Below are 20,130 nucleotides of genomic sequence, written 5' to 3'. Positions count from 1 at the left end.
AGCAATGCAACTATTTTTTTAAGAAATATTATTACAAATCTATGAAAATAATTGATTATATTTGATAATCGTTATTTTATAGCTTTTATAAAAGTATCTCTATATTATATTACAGGAATCCACCCTTTATCGTCATAATTCGTCAGTTTTCGCAATAGTACAATTTTCTCTATAAGCTATAATAGGTATACCCTTTACTAGAAATCATCCTATTCTTTACTCAATATGCTACAATATGTATATATTCAGTATGAAAATGCCTCTATAGAAACATGAAAGGATTCGCTATGAATAAGTTCAATTCAAAAGGTATTATTATCGCTCTTATCATAGCTATTGTAGGAGCGATGGCCGCAGCATGGTACTTCTTATGGTATGTACCACATACACCAGCCTACACATTAAAAATCATTCACCAAGCAGTACAAGATAAAGATGCAGACGAAGCATTGCGCCACGTAGATATAAAATCCATTGTAAAAAACATTGTAGAACGAGAAGGCAATAAATATGTCGATACATCTACCCCACTTGGTAAAGCTACAATAGCAGCTACCAAAACATTTGGACCAGCTCTTATCGAAGACGTAATACGGACATATATCGAAGATCCTGACAGTTTTAAATCTGAATCACCTACCAATAATACTACTACAGCAAATGATGATAATAAGTCTATGGTAGATCGTCTTGTAGAAGGTCGCCTATTTAAGGAACATGATGTAGAGGTTAAAAACCTGAAGTCAGAAGATAATGGTGATACGGCTACTGTAACTGTAACGATACAAAATAATAAAAAGAATATGACAAAAGATATAAAAATTTTGATGCGTCATTTAGGAGATGGAACATGGGTAATTTACGATATTCCTAATATTGAAGACCTATATACTATCACTAGAAAATAAATATCTTTGTCTTTTCTAACATTTTAAATTTCAGATCTTAGAAAACGTAAAAAAGATCTATGTCGTTTTTCTAGACGAGCCATTTACATTGTAAAACCAACAAAGGACAGTATCTACCGAAAGGTATATACTGTCCTTTTATTATCCTATAATCTTAACAATCGTAAGTTCTCATGTAAGACGAAATTATACATAGCTTAATTAGCAAATATAACTAAATCCTTTAAAAATGGGATTTTATCTATCAAAATCTACAATAGCCAAGGTTACAGTCACTTGTGAGATAAGGCGTTGTGCATCATCTATCATATCAAAGCGCCACACATGGGATGTCTTACCTTTTACTAGTAAAGTTCCTAACGCTGTTAAGGATCCTTCACACTTTACAGGGCGTAGATGGTTAGCAGTTACAGATTGTCCTACACCAAATTTATGAGAACCTACCAGTTCATTACTCATCATACCTGCAATAATTTCTGCAAAAGCTAATGTAGCACCACCGTTTAAATAGCCTTGTGGTTGTTTGTGAAACTCAGTTAAATTCATTTTTGCAATACATGTGTTATCACTCGTCATACGAGGAGCATCAATTTGTAAGGATTCAATTAAATTCATAGTGTTCGTTTCTCCACACAATACGCCTCTAGTCTATCATCAAAGACTGTTACACCTAGTCCATCTCCATCGGGAACATGCATAACACCATCTTTAAATGTTAAATCTGGGAAAATAAGATCTTGTCCAAAATATCTATTTGAGTCAGATAAATCCCCTGCCATATAGGAATCTCCTAATGCGGATAGCTGGACATGAAGCATTTTAGAAACCCCTGACTCTACCATGCTACCAATCCAATATGGAATATGACGTTCTCTACATAGATTAATAGCCGCTTTTGTTGGAATAAGACCACCCATTCGCCCTACTTTTACATTCAACACATCGATTAAGTCATATTCAATAGCATAGGACAGATCATCATATCCTAAAATGGACTCATCTAAACAAATTGGCGTATAGATTTTCCAATTGTCATCATTAAGACATTCCCACTTCCAATCTCTATAAGATTGAAGGTTTGCCATCGCAAAGGGCTCTTCAATACAAGCTAGACCTAAATCATCATACTGACGCACCTTATCGATTTCTTGATACGAATAGCTTCGATTTGCATCAGCCGCTAAAACTAAATCCGGATAATGTTTGCGAACTAAAGCTACTCGTTCATAACCATCTACAGGATTTACCTTTAATTTAATCCGCTTACAACCACTTGTAACATGGCACTCTACAATATCGAGTAATTTGTCTATTGGTACATCACCGACAACGACACCACTTTCAATAGTATCTTGTAAAGCTTGATCCATAATATAAGAAACAGAGTTTACACCTATTCGTTCGCAATGAAGATGAATGAGTGCATTTTCTAGAGCCGCAATGGCCATAGGCATATTATCTCGATTGAGCCAAAACTGTAATTGTCGTACATAGGTCATGAGCGGTTTAGGCCGCATCAAGCGCAGATTAAAGATATAATCATCTACTAAGGTTTTCCAACAGGTTTCTACTGTCTCAAATGTATAGAATGGCTCTGTGAAAGCTACGCATTCCCCATACCCTACATAACCTTGTTGATCCTCGATACGGATTACGATGGTTTCCCGCTCTTTTACCTCCCCCTTGGCGGTCTTGAAGTTAAAGTTCAGCGGCAATTTAAGGCGATATGTAGTTATACTTTTAAAGTTTAAAATATCATTCATAGGCGCCTCAATCTTATAATTTCAATTCATTACGCAATATTTTGCCAGTTCCATTTCGAGGCAATGCGGTTAATACTTTTACATATTTTGGAACCTTATATTTTGCTAAAGAATTAGCCATAAAGTCTATAATGTCATCTGTAGTCATGCTTTTACCATCATGAAAGGCCACAAAGAGGGCTGGCACTTGTCCCCATTTAGTATCAGGTACAGGCACAACGGCACATTCCTTCACCGATGGCAACGTATAGACCAAATCCTCTAACTCCTTAGGGTAAATATTTTCACCCCCAGAAATGATGAGATCCTTACGACGATTCAAAATATAAACGAAACCGTCCTCATCGATGTACCCAATATCATCTGTATTAAAGTCTCCATCGATAGGTTCCTTGTTGATATAACCAGTCATAACCATAGGGCCCGTCAAATGAATTTCGCCTACCCCATCCTCATCAGGGTTATCGATGCGAACCTGCATGCCAGGCAATGGCTTACCTACAGATTCTCGTTTATCAGGATAATCCAATACGGAAAAGGTCACGCTTTGACTAAAGGTTTCCGTCATACCGTAAGTCTTAAAGATAGGCAGCGATTTCTTTTCACAAGCATCGATTAGTGCCATGGCAATGAACTCTCCACCGAGCAAGATAACGCGTAACTTATGATGTGTAATATGTGGCTCTAATTGAGTCAAAATGGTAGGCACTAAAGACATCATATTAATATTCTCAGATTCTATAAGTTTGAGAACTTGAGCTTCATCATATTTAGGCAAAATAGTGACAGCTGTTCCATTATAAAGAGACCTCATCAAGATAGATAAACCACTCACATGAAACAGAGGCAGTACCATTAGCCAATTATCTTGCTCTGTTTTCCCTAGTACCTCTTGGGATGCTTGTACATGAGCTTTAATTTGCCCCCATCGAAGCGGTACAGACTTAAATTGCCCCGTAGTAGCGCTCGTATTCATGATAGCAGCTATGTCTGCGTCCGCAAAGGTCCAATCAAAGGAATCCTCGCCCGCTAAATCCGATAGAATACTTTCTAAAGTTTCAAACTCAATTGTAACAATTGAATTAGCAGCCTCCGAACCAACGGAATGAGATAACTGATTTTCAACAGAATCTGATACTATAGGAGCAACTAAATTTGATACTTGAGTTTCAACGGCATCAGGCAATTGATTACGTCGTTCTTTACTATATAATACAGTGATAACACCTAATTGATCCAATTGGTTCGCTATTTCGTTTGACTTAAGATGTACATTGAGTAGAAGTACCTCTTTATGAACTAGTATAGCAGCCAACACATACATTGCCATGGTCACAGAGTTATCGGATAAGATAGCTACTCGAGAGACTTCTAAAGGCGCTAAATTATAAGCTACATGGAGTACGCCACGGTATATATCGTTATAGGTATATTCATTTATACATATGCGATCAGGATAGTGCTGTGCACCATGACGTAACCACTCCATCGTTTCACCTCGTATCTAAACCTAATGACTAATAAGTAATCACTAACTACCAATAAGTAATAAGCAATAAATAAATAAATAATAAATAGTAAGTAACAACTAAAAAGTAAGTAATTACTAAAATGTAATAATTGAAATATGATAAGTAAAGAGATATTACAAGAAAGGCGCCTCATGTAGAGGCGCACTTGTCGTTTTAACCGTTAATATAATCCGTCATATAGGACTGTATCGACTCCCGATTAAGGGAATTTAGGGAATTGTTTGAAGTTAGGTTTCCGTTTTTCTTTGAACGCGTCGCGACCTTCTTTTGCTTCATCAATTGTATAGTACATCAATGTAGCGTCCCCTGCGAATTGTTGTAACCCTGCAAGGCCATCTGTGTCTGCATTGAAAGCGCCTTTCAACATGCGCAAAGCCATTGGAGATAATTCAAGGATTTCGCTACACCATTGAACTGTTTCTTCTTCCAATTTATCGAATGGTACCACAGTATTAACCATGCCCATTTCATACGCTTGAGCTGCTGTGTATTGACGGCACAAGAACCATACTTCACGAGCGCGTTTGTGACCAATCATGCGAGCCAAGTATCCTGCACCATAACCAGCATCGAAGGAACCTACACGAGGACCAGTTTGACCGAATTTAGCATTTTCAGAAGCAATTGTAAGGTCACATACGATGTGCAATACATGTCCGCCACCGATAGCATAGCCATTAACCATTGCAATAACAGGTTTAGGGATGACGCGAATTAAGCGTTGTAAATCGAGAACGTTCAAGCGAGGCACATTGTCTTCACCTACATAACCACCGTGACCACGTACGCTTTGGTCACCGCCGGAGCAGAATGCCTCTTTATCTTCGCCCTTACCGTGGTTAGCACCAGTCAATACGATTACGCCTACTTCGTTATCTTCACGAGCTACTGTGAAAGCATCAATTAACTCCATTACCGTTTTAGGACGGAACGCGTTGCGCACTTCTGGACGGTTAATAGTAATCTTTGCAATGCCATTATATGTTTCGTAAATTACATCTTCATAATTACGATCCAATACTTTCCAATCAAATTTGCTCATGGACTTAACCTTTCTTCTGTAAAAAATCCAATACCGCTTGTTCAAAAATCTGCGGTTTTTCTATATGTACATTATGCCCCGCCCCTTCGACGATGACATGATTAAAACTTGGCAACTTGCCAAATACATCTCTTCCTATTGTAGTATATTTTGTATCTAATGCGCCACTCACATATAAACCTTTGACAGAGAATTTTTCTAATTTATCCCCTACATAAGGCATTACCCCCTGCCCTGAGCCACGCAATGTACAGGCTAAGGCGTACGTACTATTATTGGATCGACGTAGATAGATTAATTCCTCTACCCCTTCTGAAAGCTGTTTTTGACTCTTAAAAATAGGAACCTCTGCCCATCGTGTAGCAAACCAAGCACCATCATGCTCTTCGATATGAACTGCTAAGTCTTCATCCGCCTTACGGCGTTCTGCTCGCTCAGCATCAGAAGCGATGCCTACCGAGCCACTTTCAAGAATGAGACCTTTGATTTCACTTTCATACTCCAACGCATAGGAAAGTGCAATACGAGCACCCATGGAATAGCCCATGAGGTAATAGCTTTCACCAACCATATGATAGATAACTGTATGCAAATCCTCTATCATTTGAGGAATGGTATAAGCCTTATCTTCATCAGGAATATCTGAATCACCATGGCCAATCAAATCGATACGGACCACACGATACCCCGGCAGATTAATAGAATCCCAAGTGTAGCTTGATTCAGAAAAACCATGGAAACATACAATAGGTTCACCTTCTCCAACCACAGTCAAACCGTAGCGATACTCACCCAAGTCAAAATACATACGCTGAGCTGGATTACATAAAGCATTATCTACAATACTGCAAAAATACTGACTCATAGTAATGCCTCCATATCAACTGAAACTTTTGTATATTTCTTATGTAACTGTCGACTATATTCCCGATTTGTAGGAATTTCAATGATATGAATACCAGATTCCGTGCTAACTTTAGCTAATACACGACTCAATTCATCAGGACTAGAGATTTTAGTGTGCCCACAGCCATAGAGTTTAGCGGTCCCACTATAATCTAAACCTTGTGACGTAGAGAACAAGTAATCAAAATGCTTCGTCCCCTTTTGCGGTAAATATTCAAAAATACCGCCTCCATCGTTATTATGTAAAATAATCTTCAAATTTAGATTGTGCGTTTTAGCTACTGCTAAGCCGTTTAGATCATGGAACAAAGACAAATCTCCCGTTACAAGATATGTAGGCTGACCATTTGTGGCAAGACCTAGTGCAGTTGAAACGATACCATCGATACCATTAACACCACGATTACCGTAAAGAACGGCATCGGATTCACCAGAGAACCAGAAATAATCAAAGTCTCGAATGGTCATACTATTCGCCACTAGCAATTGGCTATTGTCAGGAATATGTTGTTGTAACTCGCGTATCGTGCGACCTTCAAAACAACTTGGTTCTTCTATGGCTGTACTTAGTTGAGCTTTGCCAGCTACTTCTAAACTTTGCCAACTATTAAGATATGCATTAGATTCGTTCTTTACAGCGTACAAATGCGTAAACATATCGATGCTTGCTTGCATGTGTATGGTGGTTTTCCCCGTTGGATTCATGGAGTCCATTGTAGGATTTATCTCTATATACTCCACATTATCCCAACTTGCCACCATCTGTTGCACGCGTTTAGACACAACCATTTGGCCAAACTGAATCACGCAATCCGGCTTTAGTACAGGCCATAGGTCTTTATCCGCTAAAAATGCATCATACGTTGAAATCACAACATCAGGAGACTGTTTTTCCTGAGTCATATCTGTATCATTGCTACGATTGATATTAAATTCATGATTATCATCAATAGCATCAGTCTTATGCCAGCGTCTTACATTGGACAATGGATCCGCCAAGATAGGAGCTTGTAAGTTCTCCGCAAAGGAGTGAATAGATTCAACTTCATTTACATCGATTTGTGGACCAGCTAAAATAAGAACTTTCTTATATTGCGCAAGCAATCGATTAGAGTTATTAGGGTTATTAGTGTTATTATCAGTAGTATTTTTAGTATAGCTTACGTTACTTGCTTTACTTACGTTACTTGTATTATTACTTCTATTCTGATAGCTAAATACATCACCGTAATTAGGTTTAAATACTTTGTAAGGGCTACGTCCCGCTTCAAAGTGCTTACGATCTAGTTCAGGCACTAATGGCTCAAAGAGGGGTACATTGATATGCACTGGCCCCTTTTTGATGTCCATAGCTTTCATATACGCCTTGCGAGCTACTTGGCGTGGATATGTGTAGTAATGGTCCTCTTGCGGCACCGCTAATTCTTCGTAATAGTTTACGGCTGTACCAAAAATCTTTTGTTGATCTACTGTCTGTGGAGCCCCTACATGCAACAAGGTATGAGGTCGATCAGCAGACAATACGATAAGAGGTACCCCACTATATTGAGCCTCTAAAATAGCGGGCAAATAATGAGCCACTGCCGAACCAGATGTACAAACTAACACAGTTGGTTCTTTATAAGCCTTTGCAATGCCAAGTGCCATAAAGCTAGCAGAGCGCTCATCTATATTCATATATGTTTCAAAGCCTTCATACTCCGTGAAAAGCATAGCCATCGTCGTAGAACGAGAACCAGGGCTAAACACAGCATTCCGGACGCCGAGTTGGTAAAACTCATCTACCAAGGCAGCAATATATTCGTTCATTATATTCCCTTTCAACAACTCCTAAGGGTTTGGAAATTTATTATAACGCATCCAAAATGGTGCGCATTTTATTATTAGTTTCTGCGTACTCTTCATCCGCATCAGAATCGGCTACGACGCCACATCCTGCATAGGCATAAAGAACCTTATCCATAATGAGGGCAGATCGAATAGCAACGATGACAATGCCGTCCCCCATGTCTTTCATAAAGCCAAAAGGTGCTGCATACATGCCGCGCTCATGAGTTTCGTACTTTTGTAACAATGTCAACGCCTTTTCTCGCGGTTCACCACCGAGAGCCGGTGTAGGATGGAGCAACTTTGCCCATTCCACGAGGGATTTTGTGCTATCCTTTGCAGTAATAATGGTGCGCAAATGATAGAGATGCGCCAGCTCCATGATACCCGTTTCACCTATTATAACCTCCGGAGTAATAGATTTCATGATATCCACAATACGGTCACGGACGATATTATGTTCAAAGAGATTTTTCTTATCCGTTAACAGTTGTTCCTTAGTCCACGCATTTGGTCCATGTTTAGGCGCTGTCCCCGCCAAGGCATAGCTGAGAATTTCACTACCTCGATGGCGAACTAGAATCTCTGGCGATGCACCCACAAAGGTGCGTCCATCCTTTTCGTAACCAAAGATAAAGCAATTTGGATTATTATCTACTAAATTTGCTAAAATACTTGCCACATTATATGATGTTTCGCTAGTGAACTGTACCTCTCGAGAAGAAACGACCTTCGTCATTTCACCGCTACTAATACCATCAGCGATAGCGTTCATCAAACTATCCCAAACCGCCTTATCATCACTGGTTTCCTTGTAGTTATGGCGAACTCGAGGCACCTCGAAATCCGTAATAGGGACGCTTTCACCAGCGTACAAGTAGAAAGACTCCCCATTTTCTACGATGTAGTAATGGGTGAAAGCAATCATTTCATGACCCATGCCAGCCCATTTAGGGTCCTTAGAGTTCTCAAAAAAAGTATCTCCATAAAACACGTAAGCGTAATTATGGCGATCTTCATCATCTTTGACCGTCGCCAAACGTTTAGCTCCTACAACGATGCGGTCACTTTGACGATCCACCCAAAATACGCGTTCTTCGTTTGGAAAATTCAGCCAAAAGGCTACCGGACTATTCAGTTCTAACGGTTCTTTATTATATATCATAGTTGTATATCGCTATTAAGAAATAAAATAGACTATAGTAAAAACACCTAACGTGTAGAAGATTTACTTCTACACGTCAGGCGTCATCAATAAGTTTCCAAATTTTTGAGATGAGCCTAACGCCATCACACGTCGATGGGCCCTCTTTATATCTAATTTATTATATCATAGGTAACAGTTAAAAGGTAGAAAAGAAAACCTCTACACCGCATGCGTCGTGCATGAATGTAGAGGTTTTCTTTATATTCAAAATGTTGTTACTTTATTTAAAAGCCTTAGCCCCAATATCTGTACGATATTGCATGCCTTCAAAGTCGATATGCTCTATACGTCCATAGGCTCTATCAAGTGCCGTTCTAAGGTCTTTGCCAAGTCCGACAACACCGAGCACACGACCGCCATTAGTGACATAATTTTCACCAACAAGCTTTGTACCAGAGTGGAATACAATGGTTGTGTCATATTGTTTAATATCCCCACTGATGACATCGCCCTTTGATGAAGTTTCAGGATAACCCTTAGAAGCAAGGATAACGCAGGCCGCCGAGGAGTCTTTCCATTTCACCATATCAGCTGTTAATGTGCCCGTAGCACAGGCCATCATGATTTGACCTAAATCACTATCTAGTAGAGGCAATACAACTTGCGTTTCAGGGTCTCCAAATCGTGCATTGAACTCTACCACCTTAGGACCTTCGTCAGTAATCATAAGCCCAGCGTAGAGGCAGCCCACATATGGCATACCTTCCTTTTCCATAGCCGCTACCATAGGCTCCAAGATAGTTTTCATCGCTTCGTCCCGCAATGCATCCGTAAGAACTGGTGCCGGTGCATAAGTCCCCATGCCACCAGTATTAGCCCCTTTATCCCCATCAAAGATGCGTTTATGATCTTGAGAGGCAATCATGGGAACAACGGTCTTGCCATCTACAAAGGCTAATAAACTAGCCTCTTCACCTTCCATAAACTCTTCAATAACAACGGTGCTGCCTGCATCTCCGAATCGATTACCGCTGAGCATATCTTCCACAGCTGCATTCGCTTCGTCGACGGTCATAGCTACTACAACACCCTTCCCTGCCGCCAAACCGTCAGCTTTAACAACGATAGGAGCTCCTGTTTGAGCGATAAAAGTTTTCGCTTCATCTACCTTGTGGAATACACCATACGCAGCAGTTGGAATGTTGTATTTTTTCATGAGATTCTTGGCAAACACCTTTGAGCCCTCTAATTGAGCGGCGGCTTTAGATGGACCAAAAACAGGAATACCCACCTTATTGAGTACATCTGCTAAACCTGCTACCAAAGGAGCCTCAGGCCCAACAACAACTAAATCAACTTGATTATCTTTCAAAAAGCTAATTAAATGATCGCTTTGTTGCCAATCGATGCCAACTAGCTCTGCACAATCTGACATAGCCGCGCTACCAGGAATAGCATATACCTTTGTTACGCTAGGGCTGATGGACAATCGCCACGCCAATGCATGTTCACGGCCGCCGCTACCGATTACACATACTTTCATAAGTCCTCCATCGGCGCCTAAACGCCATCAAATTCATAATAATATAAACACATAACGGGCTTACTCCAAACATCAATAATTGTTGACCATACAATAGATATTTTACCCTGATAGTGTTTAACAATCCGCTAAAAGTTCTTAACCAATTAATGCTTAAAGTGACGAATATTTGTAAATACCATGGCAATGCCCGCTTCGTCAGCCGCTTTGATGGACTCTTCATCGCGAATAGAGCCACCTGGTTGAATAATAGCTGCGATGCCATGCTTTGCCGCTGTTTCTACGGTATCGCCAAACGGGAAGAATGCATCGGATGCCAATACAGCGCCTTTTGCGGCTTCCCCGGCTTGTTCAAGGGCAATTTTTGCAGAGCCTACGCGATTCATCTGACCGGCCCCAACTCCAAGGGTACGTTTTTCATTAGAAATCAAAATAGCATTGGACTTTACATGTTTTACAAGTTTCCATGCAAATTCAAGGGCTTTCCATTGTTCCTCTGTCGGTTGTACCTTCGTAACAACTTTATAATTGGCGCGGTCTTCTACGAGATCGTCTTCTGTTTGCACTAATAAACCACCAGACACCTTTTTCACTGTCACTTGGCCAGATTCCGGCTTAGATAGCTCGATGAGGCGAATATTTTTCTTTGCTTCAAGGATTTCTAATGCTTCTTTTGTGAAAGCTGGCGCCATAATAACTTCTAAGAAAATTTTGCTCATTTCCTCCGCTGTACTTGCATCTACTTCACGATTTAAGGCTACGATGCCACCAAAGGCAGATACGGAATCAGCTTCGTACGCATTTACATAGGCATCATGTAATGTAGATGCAGTAGCGGCACCACATGGGTTCGTATGCTTAATTATACATGCAGCTGGATTAGTAAACTCCCATACCATATTCCATGCCGCTTCCATGTCTACAATATTGTTATAGGAAAGCTCTTTGCCATGTAGTTGTTTCAAAGCCCCCATGCCATGAGCTGTACCAATTTCTTTGTAGAACGCTGCTTGTTGATGCGGATTTTCGCCATATCTAAGATTTGTTACCTTTTCATAAGCGCTCAAATACTCAGGAGGTGTAGGACCTTCATGCAAGATTCCACTCATATAATTAGCGATAGCCACATCGTAAGCCGCTGTATGAGCAAAGGCTTCTTTGGCAAGACCAAAGCGATATTCCTTAGTCAATTTTCCTTTGTCTTTGAGCATCTCCAAGATTTCATCGTAATGATTTGGATTTACTACGATGCCTACGTACGCATGATTTTTTGCGGCAGAACGAACCATCGTAGGGCCACCAATATCGATATTTTCAATGGCCTCTTCTAGGGACACATTAGGTTTTGCAATGGTTTCACGGAACGGGTAAAGATTAACCACAACAAGGTCGATTGGTTCGATACCATGTTCTGCCATAGCTTGTTTATGCTCCGCATTATCACGGATCGCCAAAATACCACCATGCACGTTAGGATGTAAAGTTTTTACTCGGCCATCCATCATTTCTGGAAAACCTGTCAAAGACTCTACAGCTTTTGCAGAAATACCTGCATCGGTAATCACCTTAAGCGTACCACCTGTCGAATAAATGGTTACACCTAAGTCAACTAAACCTTTTGCAAAATCTACAATACCCGTTTTATCAGAAACACTAAGCAGTGCATTTTTAATCATGTAACCTCTCCATTTGCTTACACATATCAATCTTCAATATAAACCGTACGACCTTTTATAGTGAGCTTATCCTCACAAAATAGTCGTAACGCCTCTTTATATGTTTTATGTTCTATAGGTAATAATCTATCACTCAAAACATCCTCTGTATCATCAGGTAATACAGGAACTGTATTCTGCATGATAATAGGACCTGTATCCATTCCGGCATCAACAAAATGTACCGTACAACCAGTTACCTTTACGCCCGCATCGATAGCTTGTTGATGTCCATGTAGTCCCGGAAAGGATGGCAACAAGGCAGGATGGATATTTAAAATTCTATGCTCATAGTGCTCAATCAGTGGAGCCCCTACAATGCGCATATATCCAGCCAAAACGATACCATCTACCTTGTAGGGCTCTAACGCATCTAACTGGGCTTGTTCAAAGCTAGTTTTAGAATCATAGTCGCTACGTTCGATGACAATGAGTGGAATATTCCAAGGTTTAGAACGTTCAACAATCCCTGCATCACCGTGATCTGTAATGATAACTACGAATTTACCATTAATATACCCTTCTTGCATGGCTTTATAGAGGGCTTCCCCATTGGAGCCTCTACCACTTGCGAATAGAGCTAGACGCTTTTTAGCTACGGAACTAGTCATTAAATACCGCCCCTTTTACAACAACTGGACCTTCACCGCTAACGATATGACCAATTTCATAAACCGCTTCATTACGACTTTCAAGATTTGCCTTTACTCGATCCACATCCGCAGCATCCACTATGAGAATCATGCCGATACCCATGTTAAAAGTACGGTACATTTCATGCCAATCTACATTGCCCCATTCTTGTAGCTTTTCAAAAACTGGAAGGCGAGGCCATGTATCACAATCGATCTCTGCCGTTACTCCCGTAGGTAAGACGCGAGGAATATTTTCATAAAAACCGCCGCCCGTAATATGAACCATACCTTTAATTAAATCTTCTTTAATCAACGGTAATACAGCTTTAGGGTATAAGCGCGTTGGCGTTAATAATTCTTCTCCCAGTGTTTTGCCAAATTCAGGAATATCTTGATCAATAGAGAAACCCTTGTGATCAAATACAATTTTACGAACCAAGGAGAAGCCGTTGGAATGTACGCCAGAAGATGGCAAGCCCAAAATCACATCACCAGCTTTAATACTTTCACCAGTAATCAATTTAGGACGATCTACGATACCAACGGCAAAACCAGCTACATCATAATCCTCATCATCGTAGAAACCTGCCATCTCAGCAGTTTCACCGCCTAGTAAAGCGCAGCCTGATTCTTTGCACGCCTCAGCTACACCACGTACGATATCCGCCACTTTTACAGGCTCTAGTTTGCCAACCGCAATATAATCGAGGAAGAATAAAGGTGTAGCACCTTGTACGAGAATATCATTAACACTCATAGCTACACAGTCTTGACCGATAGTATCATGTTTATCCATCATAATAGCGAGACGTAATTTGGTGCCCACCCCATCTGTACCAGATACGAGCATAGGATCAGACATAGCATGACCAGCTAAGGAATAGAGTCCCCCAAAACCACCTAAATCACCAACAACACCCGGTGTATACGTGCGTTTAACAGATTCTTTCATCAGTTCTACGGCGCGATTACCTGCATCGATATCAACACCTGCATCACGATAGGTTAAACTAGTTTTATTCGAGCACATATTTGACCCCTTCCTCTTGGTCCGCAGGAACCGCTACACTATAATCACCATTGAAACATGCAAAACATAAATCATCTGGCTTTACATCAGATACAGCACGACATAGGCCTTCACGAGACAAGTAATGTAATTTATCAGCCTTGATAAAATCTCTAATTTCATCCACTGTATGAGTAGCTGCTATAAGTTCTTTACGCACCGATGTATCAATGCCATAGTGACAGGAATACTCAATAGTTGGAGAACTAATACACATATAAATCTCTTTAGCACCAGCCTCTTTTAGCATTTTTACAATAATACCACTCGTAGTACCGCGCACGATAGAGTCATCGATGAGAACGATACGCTTGCCCCCAACAATATGTGGCAATGCATTTAGCTTCATACGAACAGCTAATTCTCGTTCCTCTTGATTTGGTTTAATAAAGGTACGACCGCTATAACGGTTCTTAACTAAACCTTCTGCAAAAGGGATACCCGATGCACGAGCATAACCTAATGCAGCTGTTGTACCGGAATCCGGAATGGACATTACGATGTCCGCATCATACTTAGTTTCGTTATATAGTTCGCGGCCCATATTTAGCCGAGATTGATATACGGATTGACCATCGATATGACTATCGCCACGTGCAAAATAAATGTATTCAAAGACGCAAAGTTTTTTATCGATTTTTTCTGGTTCCGCATAGATTGTACTACGCACACCAGAGTCATCGATGATAACCATTTCACCAGGATCTATATGACGAATAAACTCTGCCTTAATCGCATCAAAAGCACAGCTTTCACTAGAGAGCACATAACCATTTTCAGTTTTACCTAAACAAAGTGGTCTAAATCCTTGAGGGTCTCGTACACCTACTAAAGAGTCGTTCGTAGTAATGACTAAAGAGAACGCCCCTTCAATTTGACGCGCCGCATCGGCAATCCGTTCCGCTTGTGTTTCCGCTTTAGAACGGGCAATCAGGTTTACGATAACCTCAGAATCCATCGTCGTTTGAAAGATGGAACCATCGGCTTCAAGACGTTTTCGAATAGATAAGGCATTCGTTAAGTTTCCATTGTGAGCCACCGCAATTTGACCGCCTTGGTAGTGAATAACCAAAGGCTGGATATTACGCGGATTATTGGACCCGGTCGTAGAGTACCGCACATGACCAGTCCCCATATAGCTTGGCAAAGATGGTAATTCTTTGATAGCCTCGGTCAACAAGCCCATGCCTTTTTTCAGTTCTACATCATAACCATCGGTAACAGCAATGCCCGCACTTTCTTGACCACGATGTTGGAGAGCAAATAGCCCCCAATATACATAGCGTGCTACATCAACTGTCCTATCATAGATGCCGAACACACCACACTCTTCGTGCCATTTATCAAAAACAGAATCGTAGTTCATCTTCCCCCCTATTAGGCACGCTCACCTGTAAGACGGAATAACATTTCCTTATATGCTTCTTCAATATTACCAAGATCTCGACGGAAACGGTCTTTGTCGAGTTTTTCACCAGTTGTAGCATCCCAGAAACGGCATGTATCAGGAGAAATTTCATCACCCAATAAAACTTCACCATTATGGGTACCAAATTCTACCTTGAAATCTACAAGGGTCACATTTTTAGTAGCCAAAAATTTCTTCAATATATCATTTACCTTTAAAGTAATTGTAGAAATTACGTCAAGTTGCTCTTGAGTAGCCCAACCAAGTGCTGTGATTTGGGATTCATTGGCAAATGGATCGCCTAGTTCATCGTTTTTATAGCAGAATTCAAGAATTGGATGTTTAAGTGGTGTACCTTCTTCAATGCCAAAGCGTTTAGCCATAGAGCCAGCCGCAATATTACGAACGATAACTTCAAGAGGAACTATTTTCAATGTAAGTACTGTTTGGTTGCGATCATCTTCACGACGAACGAAATGAGTTGGTACGCCTTCTTTTTTCAACAATTCAAAGAAGAAAGAGGAAATTTTGTTATTCAACACGCCTTTACCAAGGATGGTGTCATGTTTTTCACCATTAAATGCAGTGGCATCATCTTTGTAATGAACGATGTACTCATCTTTGTTATCTGTTGCATATACTTGTTTTGCTTTGCCTTCGTACAATAATGTTAATTTTTCCAAATCGATGTTAGCCATGATCTTTCTCCTTTATCATAAATTAATGATACAAACTATGTAATAGATATCTAAATAAACTGTTTTTCTTAACCAATATTTAATCGCCGATGATTTATATGATTAAATATGAATAGCACCTTGTAATTCTGCATTGTCTGCTAAGACTTTTTCAGCCATATCTTTACGATATTGTTGATATTGTTCTTTCAGGTCTTTATTGAAAGCTGCTCCAATTTGTACTGCAAAGAGCGCTGCATTTTTAGCACCATCTACAGCCATAGTTGCTACAGGCATGCCAGATGGCATTTGTACAATAGCAAGTAGAGAATCAATACCTTTTAATGCGGTTGCATTAAGTGGGATGCCGATAACAGGTAGTGTAGTGAAGCTCGCCACCACACCAGGTAGGTGAGCCGCTGCGCCTGCACCAGCAATAAAAGCAATAGCCCCTTCATCTTCAAGTCGTGTAACAAAATTCTTTACAGCCTCTGGGGTACGATGAGCTGAGGCAATAACCATTTCATAGGGAATGTTAAATTCATCAAGTACGGCAGATGCTTTTTTCATTGTGTCTAGGTCAGACTTGCTGCCCATGATAATACCGACCTTCATAGATCCTCCTAATAAAAAAGCCCAGCCGAAACAGACTGGGACAAATGCGCACAAGTAGCCTCCGTAGACTTGCTTTGAATGTGTTGATTTGCATAGTTCACGGCGCTACCTCCTTCTTGTACTCAAATTGTAACACCTAACATTTACAAAAGCAATACAATTTTCGAATATTTTTTTATTAAATATTTTTATTATTCGTTATATTCCGAACTATTATAAAAAGGTAGATTGCATCATATAAATTAAGCTTAAATAAATCTGCAAAATAGAATACTGTCTTTGCAATCTTATAACAGCATAAATTTATTCTATCAATCATAATATTTGTATGGTTTTGCTTATCCATATAAAAAAGAGGATAACCCATTTATAAACAGGTTATCCTCTTTTCATAATTCCGAACATTAGATCACTTAACTTGTATCTATTATTGATTAGTGAGTACCACTTTCAAAGGCAGCTTTCAATTCACCTACAGATTCTGGAATATAATCTACGATAGAAGACATCAACGCATACATCAATGCAGGCTCGAACGCATCATCACCACACATATATACGCAATCCAAGTATAGGCTAGAATCTTGTTCATCAATATATAGTTTATAATTTTTATATGTCGCATTGTCACGATTAATTAATGCATTCAAAGCATTCATATTTTGTGCTGTTACCTTTTCAGGTCCTAACACTAAACGAACTACACTATAAATACTGTTATCGAGAATGACGAATAAAGGCATATCCCATAAAGGAGACTTGATATAAGAACGATATACTACTGTACCGTCTTCATCATCAAAATCCTTGCGTTCAAAAGATATGATTTCTTCTTCTTTCAAGAACTTATCAAATAATAAGGATTTAGGATTCATAACAACCTCTATTAAGCTAAACCAGCTACTTTAAGAATATCTTTATGTACAGCATCTAAATGCGGTTGAATTACTTCGAGCAAAAGATTTACTACTACAGTAGGATCAAATTGTTCATTTAAACATGGCATAGACACATCCATATAAATATTATTGTCTTCAACGCTCACATAATATTTTGACACTTTATAATCTTGATTTAACGTGTTAAGCTCTTTCAACACGGCAGGAATCACTTTTTCATCAATAGATGTTGTTGTGATAGCAATGCGTGCATAAGTGAACGCGGAGTCGTCTACAACGATGAACACTGGTAGGCTATGGTCATGAACATCCAAACGACCATGATATACAACTGTATTAAGATCGTCTGTCATTTCTTCCTTAGTAAACCAAGTGTTGCCGCCTTTGTTAAGATCAGCAACGAGTAAGTCGAATTTTTCTGCTTTTTTATTCATAATTCCCTCAAACAATAATCAGACTAATTAGTCTTCGATAAACACACAACCATTATCTTTGAATTCTTTAATGCGAACTAAAGACTCTACACGGTAGCCCGCATTTTCGAGGCGTTCACGACCAGGTTGGAAGGATTTCTCGATAGCAATCGCCATTCCTACCACTTCATCACCTGCGTCTTGAACCAATTTAGCAAGGCCCATAGCAGCCTCGCCAGATGCCAAGAAGTCATCAATAATCAACACTTTTTCACCAGCTGGCAAGAATTTTTTAGAAATAGTGATATCATAATTCTCTTCTTTTGTATAAGAGTACACAACACTATGATATACATCATCTACCATAAGGATGGATTTTTTCTTACGCGCAAATACCAATGGCACGTCCAGTTCAAGCGCGGCCATCAACGCCAACGCAATACCAGATGCTTCGATGGTAACAATACGTTGTACACCTGCATCACGGTAACGATCCGCGATTTCTTTACCAATTGCCTTAAACAATTGTGGATCGATTTGATGGTTTAAGAAACCATCTACTTTTAGCACCCGATTATTGAGGACAATCCCTTCTTCACGAATGCGTTCTTTTAATAATTCCATGTGCTCATACCTCCGCATAACTATCTTTAAATTTTAACGTAAACAACCCCTTAGGGTCAACCTATATCTAGTAAAAGTCTTATAATATAACCCATAAATGTCATTGCAAATATGACTTAAATATTTTGTATATGAATTATATAACTCAACTGCTTTATAAGAATATAATATAGCACGGCAAAACTTACACTAATATATAAAAAGACACACTTTAAGAAAGTTTCCTAAAGTATGTCTTTAAACATGCCTTTTTCTTATAAAATTTTATCTCGAGTACTTTCACGATTAACTAGCAAGGAAGTAAATCTCGCAGCTCCTTCAGATTGAGGAACCAAGCGTGAGCGCACAAGCACAATATCCCGTGTTGGTACCGGAATATCTGTATCAATGCGCACAATCGTCCCTTCTTGCATTTTTTGTTGCACCACATGATTAGGCAACATGGAAATACCCATATTGATTTCTACAAGATCTAGCAATACATCGACGCTACCCAATTCAAAGCGAGGCTTACGACAAGCGCCATGAGTCACATCGTCAAAGAATGTACGACTAGCAGAGCCTTTATGCAAAAGCAAGATAGGCTCGTTAAGAAGGCGCCCTTGATCAAAGAAGCCCGCCCCTTTATAGTCAGGACCGCCAACAAAGACGTCTTGAATTGTAGCTAGCGTAGTTACCTCTAACTGAGGATTATCTCTCAATCCCTCATAATCATTAACCACGGCTAATTGCGCCTCTTTATTGAGTACCAATTCTACGCAATCAGGAGACGGACGATTGATGATATGCAAGCCAATTTCACTTTCTTGTAATTGCCATTTATGAAAATAAGGCAATAAGAAATGGCGACACAAAGTATCTGTGGCAGCCAAATTTAAACTTTCATAAGCTTGGCTAACGCGTTCTTGTAATTGGGTAACTCCATTATCAAGAATGGAGAAAGCTTTAGCTACCGTATCAAACAACTCTTTGCCTTCTGGCGTGAACCCTACAGATTTTGTAGTACGCACGAAGAGGGGCATATTAAGTTCCCCTTCTAATTGTTTAATACTTTGACTAATGGCGGATTGGGACACGCCTAATTCTTTTGCGGCACGGGAAAAAGATAAATATAAGCCTACCCCTAAAAAGGTTCTATATAAATCTGCAGATACTGCCATTTTATTCACCTCTGTTATATACTAATAGTAACGTCTTACTTTTAAATATACATATCATTACTCTATTATAACTATAGACTCTCAATATATAATGAATATGTAGAAATCTTCATGAAAGTTAGGTCTTATGACCTTCATGAACTTTTCATATTTATTAGTATTTCTAATCTTTTCATTAGTAAGATTATCTTTACTTATAAGTCTAGACCGACTATACTTAATTTGTCAATATCTCATAGGGAATTAT

Annotated in this window: 19 protein-coding genes; 1 reads left to right on the top strand and 18 read right to left on the bottom strand. The window is 39.6% G+C overall.

Annotated elements, in window-relative coordinates; translation table 11 throughout:
* Positions 1-287: 287 nt before the first annotated feature.
* Positions 288-908 (top strand): DUF2939 domain-containing protein, encoded by a 621-nt coding sequence (locus ACLRYO_RS07720; RefSeq protein WP_278456614.1) that lies wholly within the window; start codon positions 288-290, stop codon positions 906-908.
* Positions 909-1,145: 237 nt separating this feature from the next.
* On the opposite strand, the gene ACLRYO_RS07715 is transcribed toward ACLRYO_RS07720, so the two are convergent.
* From ACLRYO_RS07715 to ACLRYO_RS07630, 18 genes are all read right to left on the bottom strand, one after another.
* On the bottom strand, positions 1,146-1,523 hold the full coding sequence (locus ACLRYO_RS07715) for a PaaI family thioesterase (RefSeq protein WP_004697993.1): 378 nt from the start codon (positions 1,521-1,523) through the stop codon (positions 1,146-1,148).
* Positions 1,520-2,671, bottom strand: coding sequence for an o-succinylbenzoate synthase (gene menC, locus ACLRYO_RS07710; RefSeq protein ID WP_278456617.1), 1,152 nt, complete (start codon positions 2,669-2,671; stop codon positions 1,520-1,522). Before menC ends, ACLRYO_RS07715 begins: the two co-directional genes overlap by 4 nt.
* A gap of 13 nt (positions 2,672-2,684) precedes the next feature.
* The gene (menE, locus tag ACLRYO_RS07705; RefSeq protein ID WP_278456618.1) at positions 2,685-4,160 is read right to left on the bottom strand and encodes an o-succinylbenzoate--CoA ligase; all 1,476 of its coding nucleotides are present in this window, start codon (positions 4,158-4,160) and stop codon (positions 2,685-2,687) included.
* Between the two features lie 242 nt (positions 4,161-4,402).
* Complete coding sequence (gene menB, locus ACLRYO_RS07700) at positions 4,403-5,245, bottom strand: 1,4-dihydroxy-2-naphthoyl-CoA synthase (RefSeq protein ID WP_004693709.1); 843 nt, start codon at positions 5,243-5,245, stop codon at positions 4,403-4,405.
* Between the two features lie 4 nt (positions 5,246-5,249).
* The gene (gene menH, locus ACLRYO_RS07695) at positions 5,250-6,110 is read right to left on the bottom strand and encodes a 2-succinyl-6-hydroxy-2,4-cyclohexadiene-1-carboxylate synthase (protein WP_278456619.1); all 861 of its coding nucleotides are present in this window, start codon (positions 6,108-6,110) and stop codon (positions 5,250-5,252) included.
* Entirely contained in the window at positions 6,107-7,960 is a 1,854-nt protein-coding gene (menD, locus tag ACLRYO_RS07690; RefSeq protein ID WP_278456620.1) for a 2-succinyl-5-enolpyruvyl-6-hydroxy-3-cyclohexene-1-carboxylic-acid synthase, read from the bottom strand. The genes menH and menD overlap by 4 nt, the downstream gene beginning before the upstream one ends.
* Positions 7,961-8,000: 40 nt before the next feature.
* A complete protein-coding gene (locus ACLRYO_RS07685; RefSeq protein ID WP_021147776.1) occupies positions 8,001-9,143 on the bottom strand; it encodes an isochorismate synthase in 1,143 nt (380 codons plus the stop codon).
* 262 nt (positions 9,144-9,405) lie between these two features.
* Positions 9,406-10,668, bottom strand: coding sequence for a phosphoribosylamine--glycine ligase (purD, locus tag ACLRYO_RS07680; RefSeq protein ID WP_278618501.1), 1,263 nt, complete (start codon positions 10,666-10,668; stop codon positions 9,406-9,408).
* Between the two features lie 146 nt (positions 10,669-10,814).
* Positions 10,815-12,344, bottom strand: a complete 1,530-nt coding sequence (gene purH, locus ACLRYO_RS07675; RefSeq protein WP_278618500.1) for a bifunctional phosphoribosylaminoimidazolecarboxamide formyltransferase/IMP cyclohydrolase — start codon at positions 12,342-12,344, stop codon at positions 10,815-10,817.
* Positions 12,345-12,370: 26 nt separating this feature from the next.
* Entirely contained in the window at positions 12,371-12,994 is a 624-nt protein-coding gene (gene purN, locus ACLRYO_RS07670; protein ID WP_278618499.1) for a phosphoribosylglycinamide formyltransferase, read from the bottom strand.
* Entirely contained in the window at positions 12,987-14,048 is a 1,062-nt protein-coding gene (gene purM / locus ACLRYO_RS07665; RefSeq protein WP_278618498.1) for a phosphoribosylformylglycinamidine cyclo-ligase, read from the bottom strand. The genes purN and purM overlap by 8 nt, the downstream gene beginning before the upstream one ends.
* Positions 14,035-15,453 carry an amidophosphoribosyltransferase gene (purF, locus tag ACLRYO_RS07660; protein WP_278618497.1) on the bottom strand — a complete coding sequence of 473 codons (1,419 nt, stop codon included), beginning with the start codon at positions 15,451-15,453 and terminating at the stop codon, positions 14,035-14,037. The genes purM and purF overlap by 14 nt, the downstream gene beginning before the upstream one ends.
* A gap of 11 nt (positions 15,454-15,464) precedes the next feature.
* Entirely contained in the window at positions 15,465-16,193 is a 729-nt protein-coding gene (gene purC / locus ACLRYO_RS07655; RefSeq protein WP_008715457.1) for a phosphoribosylaminoimidazolesuccinocarboxamide synthase, read from the bottom strand.
* A 102-nt stretch (positions 16,194-16,295) separates the two neighbouring features.
* Positions 16,296-16,787 carry a 5-(carboxyamino)imidazole ribonucleotide mutase gene (gene purE, locus ACLRYO_RS07650; RefSeq protein WP_008715455.1) on the bottom strand — a complete coding sequence of 164 codons (492 nt, stop codon included), beginning with the start codon at positions 16,785-16,787 and terminating at the stop codon, positions 16,296-16,298.
* Between the two features lie 434 nt (positions 16,788-17,221).
* Positions 17,222-17,662, bottom strand: coding sequence for a hypothetical protein (locus ACLRYO_RS07645; protein ID WP_004693734.1), 441 nt, complete (start codon positions 17,660-17,662; stop codon positions 17,222-17,224).
* A gap of 11 nt (positions 17,663-17,673) precedes the next feature.
* Positions 17,674-18,120, bottom strand: a complete 447-nt coding sequence (locus tag ACLRYO_RS07640) for a hypothetical protein (protein ID WP_012863927.1) — start codon at positions 18,118-18,120, stop codon at positions 17,674-17,676.
* 27 nt (positions 18,121-18,147) lie between these two features.
* Complete coding sequence (locus ACLRYO_RS07635) at positions 18,148-18,723, bottom strand: xanthine phosphoribosyltransferase (RefSeq protein ID WP_004693737.1); 576 nt, start codon at positions 18,721-18,723, stop codon at positions 18,148-18,150.
* A 254-nt stretch (positions 18,724-18,977) separates the two neighbouring features.
* Positions 18,978-19,883, bottom strand: coding sequence for a LysR family transcriptional regulator (locus ACLRYO_RS07630; protein ID WP_012863926.1), 906 nt, complete (start codon positions 19,881-19,883; stop codon positions 18,978-18,980).
* Between the last annotated feature and the right edge of the window lie 247 nt (positions 19,884-20,130).

Origin of the sequence: Veillonella parvula (assembly GCF_047241225.1) — a bacterium.
Classification (GTDB): Bacteria; Bacillota; Negativicutes; order Veillonellales; family Veillonellaceae; genus Veillonella; species Veillonella parvula_O.
Note: the sequence above shows the minus strand (reverse complement) of the source record. Positions and strands in the feature narration are given on the sequence as shown.

What these genes read in the sequence shown, in the direction of transcription:
- ACLRYO_RS07715 (WP_004697993.1), bottom strand. Translation starts at nt 1,523, where the DNA reads ATGAATTTAATTGAATCCTTACAAATTGATGCTCCTCGTATGACGAGT.
- menC (WP_278456617.1), bottom strand. Translation starts at nt 2,671, where the DNA reads ATGAATGATATTTTAAACTTTAAAAGTATAACTACATATCGCCTTAAA.
- purE (WP_008715455.1), bottom strand. Translation starts at nt 16,787, where the DNA reads ATGAAGGTCGGTATTATCATGGGCAGCAAGTCTGACCTAGACACAATG.
- ACLRYO_RS07635 (WP_004693737.1), bottom strand. Translation starts at nt 18,723, where the DNA reads ATGGAATTATTAAAAGAACGCATTCGTGAAGAAGGGATTGTCCTCAAT.
- ACLRYO_RS07630 (WP_012863926.1), bottom strand. Translation starts at nt 19,883, where the DNA reads ATGGCAGTATCTGCAGATTTATATAGAACCTTTTTAGGGGTAGGCTTA.
- menD (WP_278456620.1), bottom strand. Translation starts at nt 7,960, where the DNA reads ATGAACGAATATATTGCTGCCTTGGTAGATGAGTTTTACCAACTCGGC.
- purC (WP_008715457.1), bottom strand. Translation starts at nt 16,193, where the DNA reads ATGGCTAACATCGATTTGGAAAAATTAACATTATTGTACGAAGGCAAA.
- purD (WP_278618501.1), bottom strand. Translation starts at nt 10,668, where the DNA reads ATGAAAGTATGTGTAATCGGTAGCGGCGGCCGTGAACATGCATTGGCG.
- ACLRYO_RS07720 (WP_278456614.1), top strand. Translation starts at nt 288, where the DNA reads ATGAATAAGTTCAATTCAAAAGGTATTATTATCGCTCTTATCATAGCT.
- purF (WP_278618497.1), bottom strand. Translation starts at nt 15,453, where the DNA reads ATGAACTACGATTCTGTTTTTGATAAATGGCACGAAGAGTGTGGTGTG.
- purH (WP_278618500.1), bottom strand. Translation starts at nt 12,344, where the DNA reads ATGATTAAAAATGCACTGCTTAGTGTTTCTGATAAAACGGGTATTGTA.
- menH (WP_278456619.1), bottom strand. Translation starts at nt 6,110, where the DNA reads ATGAGTCAGTATTTTTGCAGTATTGTAGATAATGCTTTATGTAATCCA.
- purM (WP_278618498.1), bottom strand. Translation starts at nt 14,048, where the DNA reads ATGTGCTCGAATAAAACTAGTTTAACCTATCGTGATGCAGGTGTTGAT.
- ACLRYO_RS07640 (WP_012863927.1), bottom strand. Translation starts at nt 18,120, where the DNA reads ATGAATAAAAAAGCAGAAAAATTCGACTTACTCGTTGCTGATCTTAAC.
- purN (WP_278618499.1), bottom strand. Translation starts at nt 12,994, where the DNA reads ATGACTAGTTCCGTAGCTAAAAAGCGTCTAGCTCTATTCGCAAGTGGT.
- menE (WP_278456618.1), bottom strand. Translation starts at nt 4,160, where the DNA reads ATGGAGTGGTTACGTCATGGTGCACAGCACTATCCTGATCGCATATGT.
- ACLRYO_RS07685 (WP_021147776.1), bottom strand. Translation starts at nt 9,143, where the DNA reads ATGATATATAATAAAGAACCGTTAGAACTGAATAGTCCGGTAGCCTTT.
- menB (WP_004693709.1), bottom strand. Translation starts at nt 5,245, where the DNA reads ATGAGCAAATTTGATTGGAAAGTATTGGATCGTAATTATGAAGATGTA.
- ACLRYO_RS07645 (WP_004693734.1), bottom strand. Translation starts at nt 17,662, where the DNA reads ATGAATCCTAAATCCTTATTATTTGATAAGTTCTTGAAAGAAGAAGAA.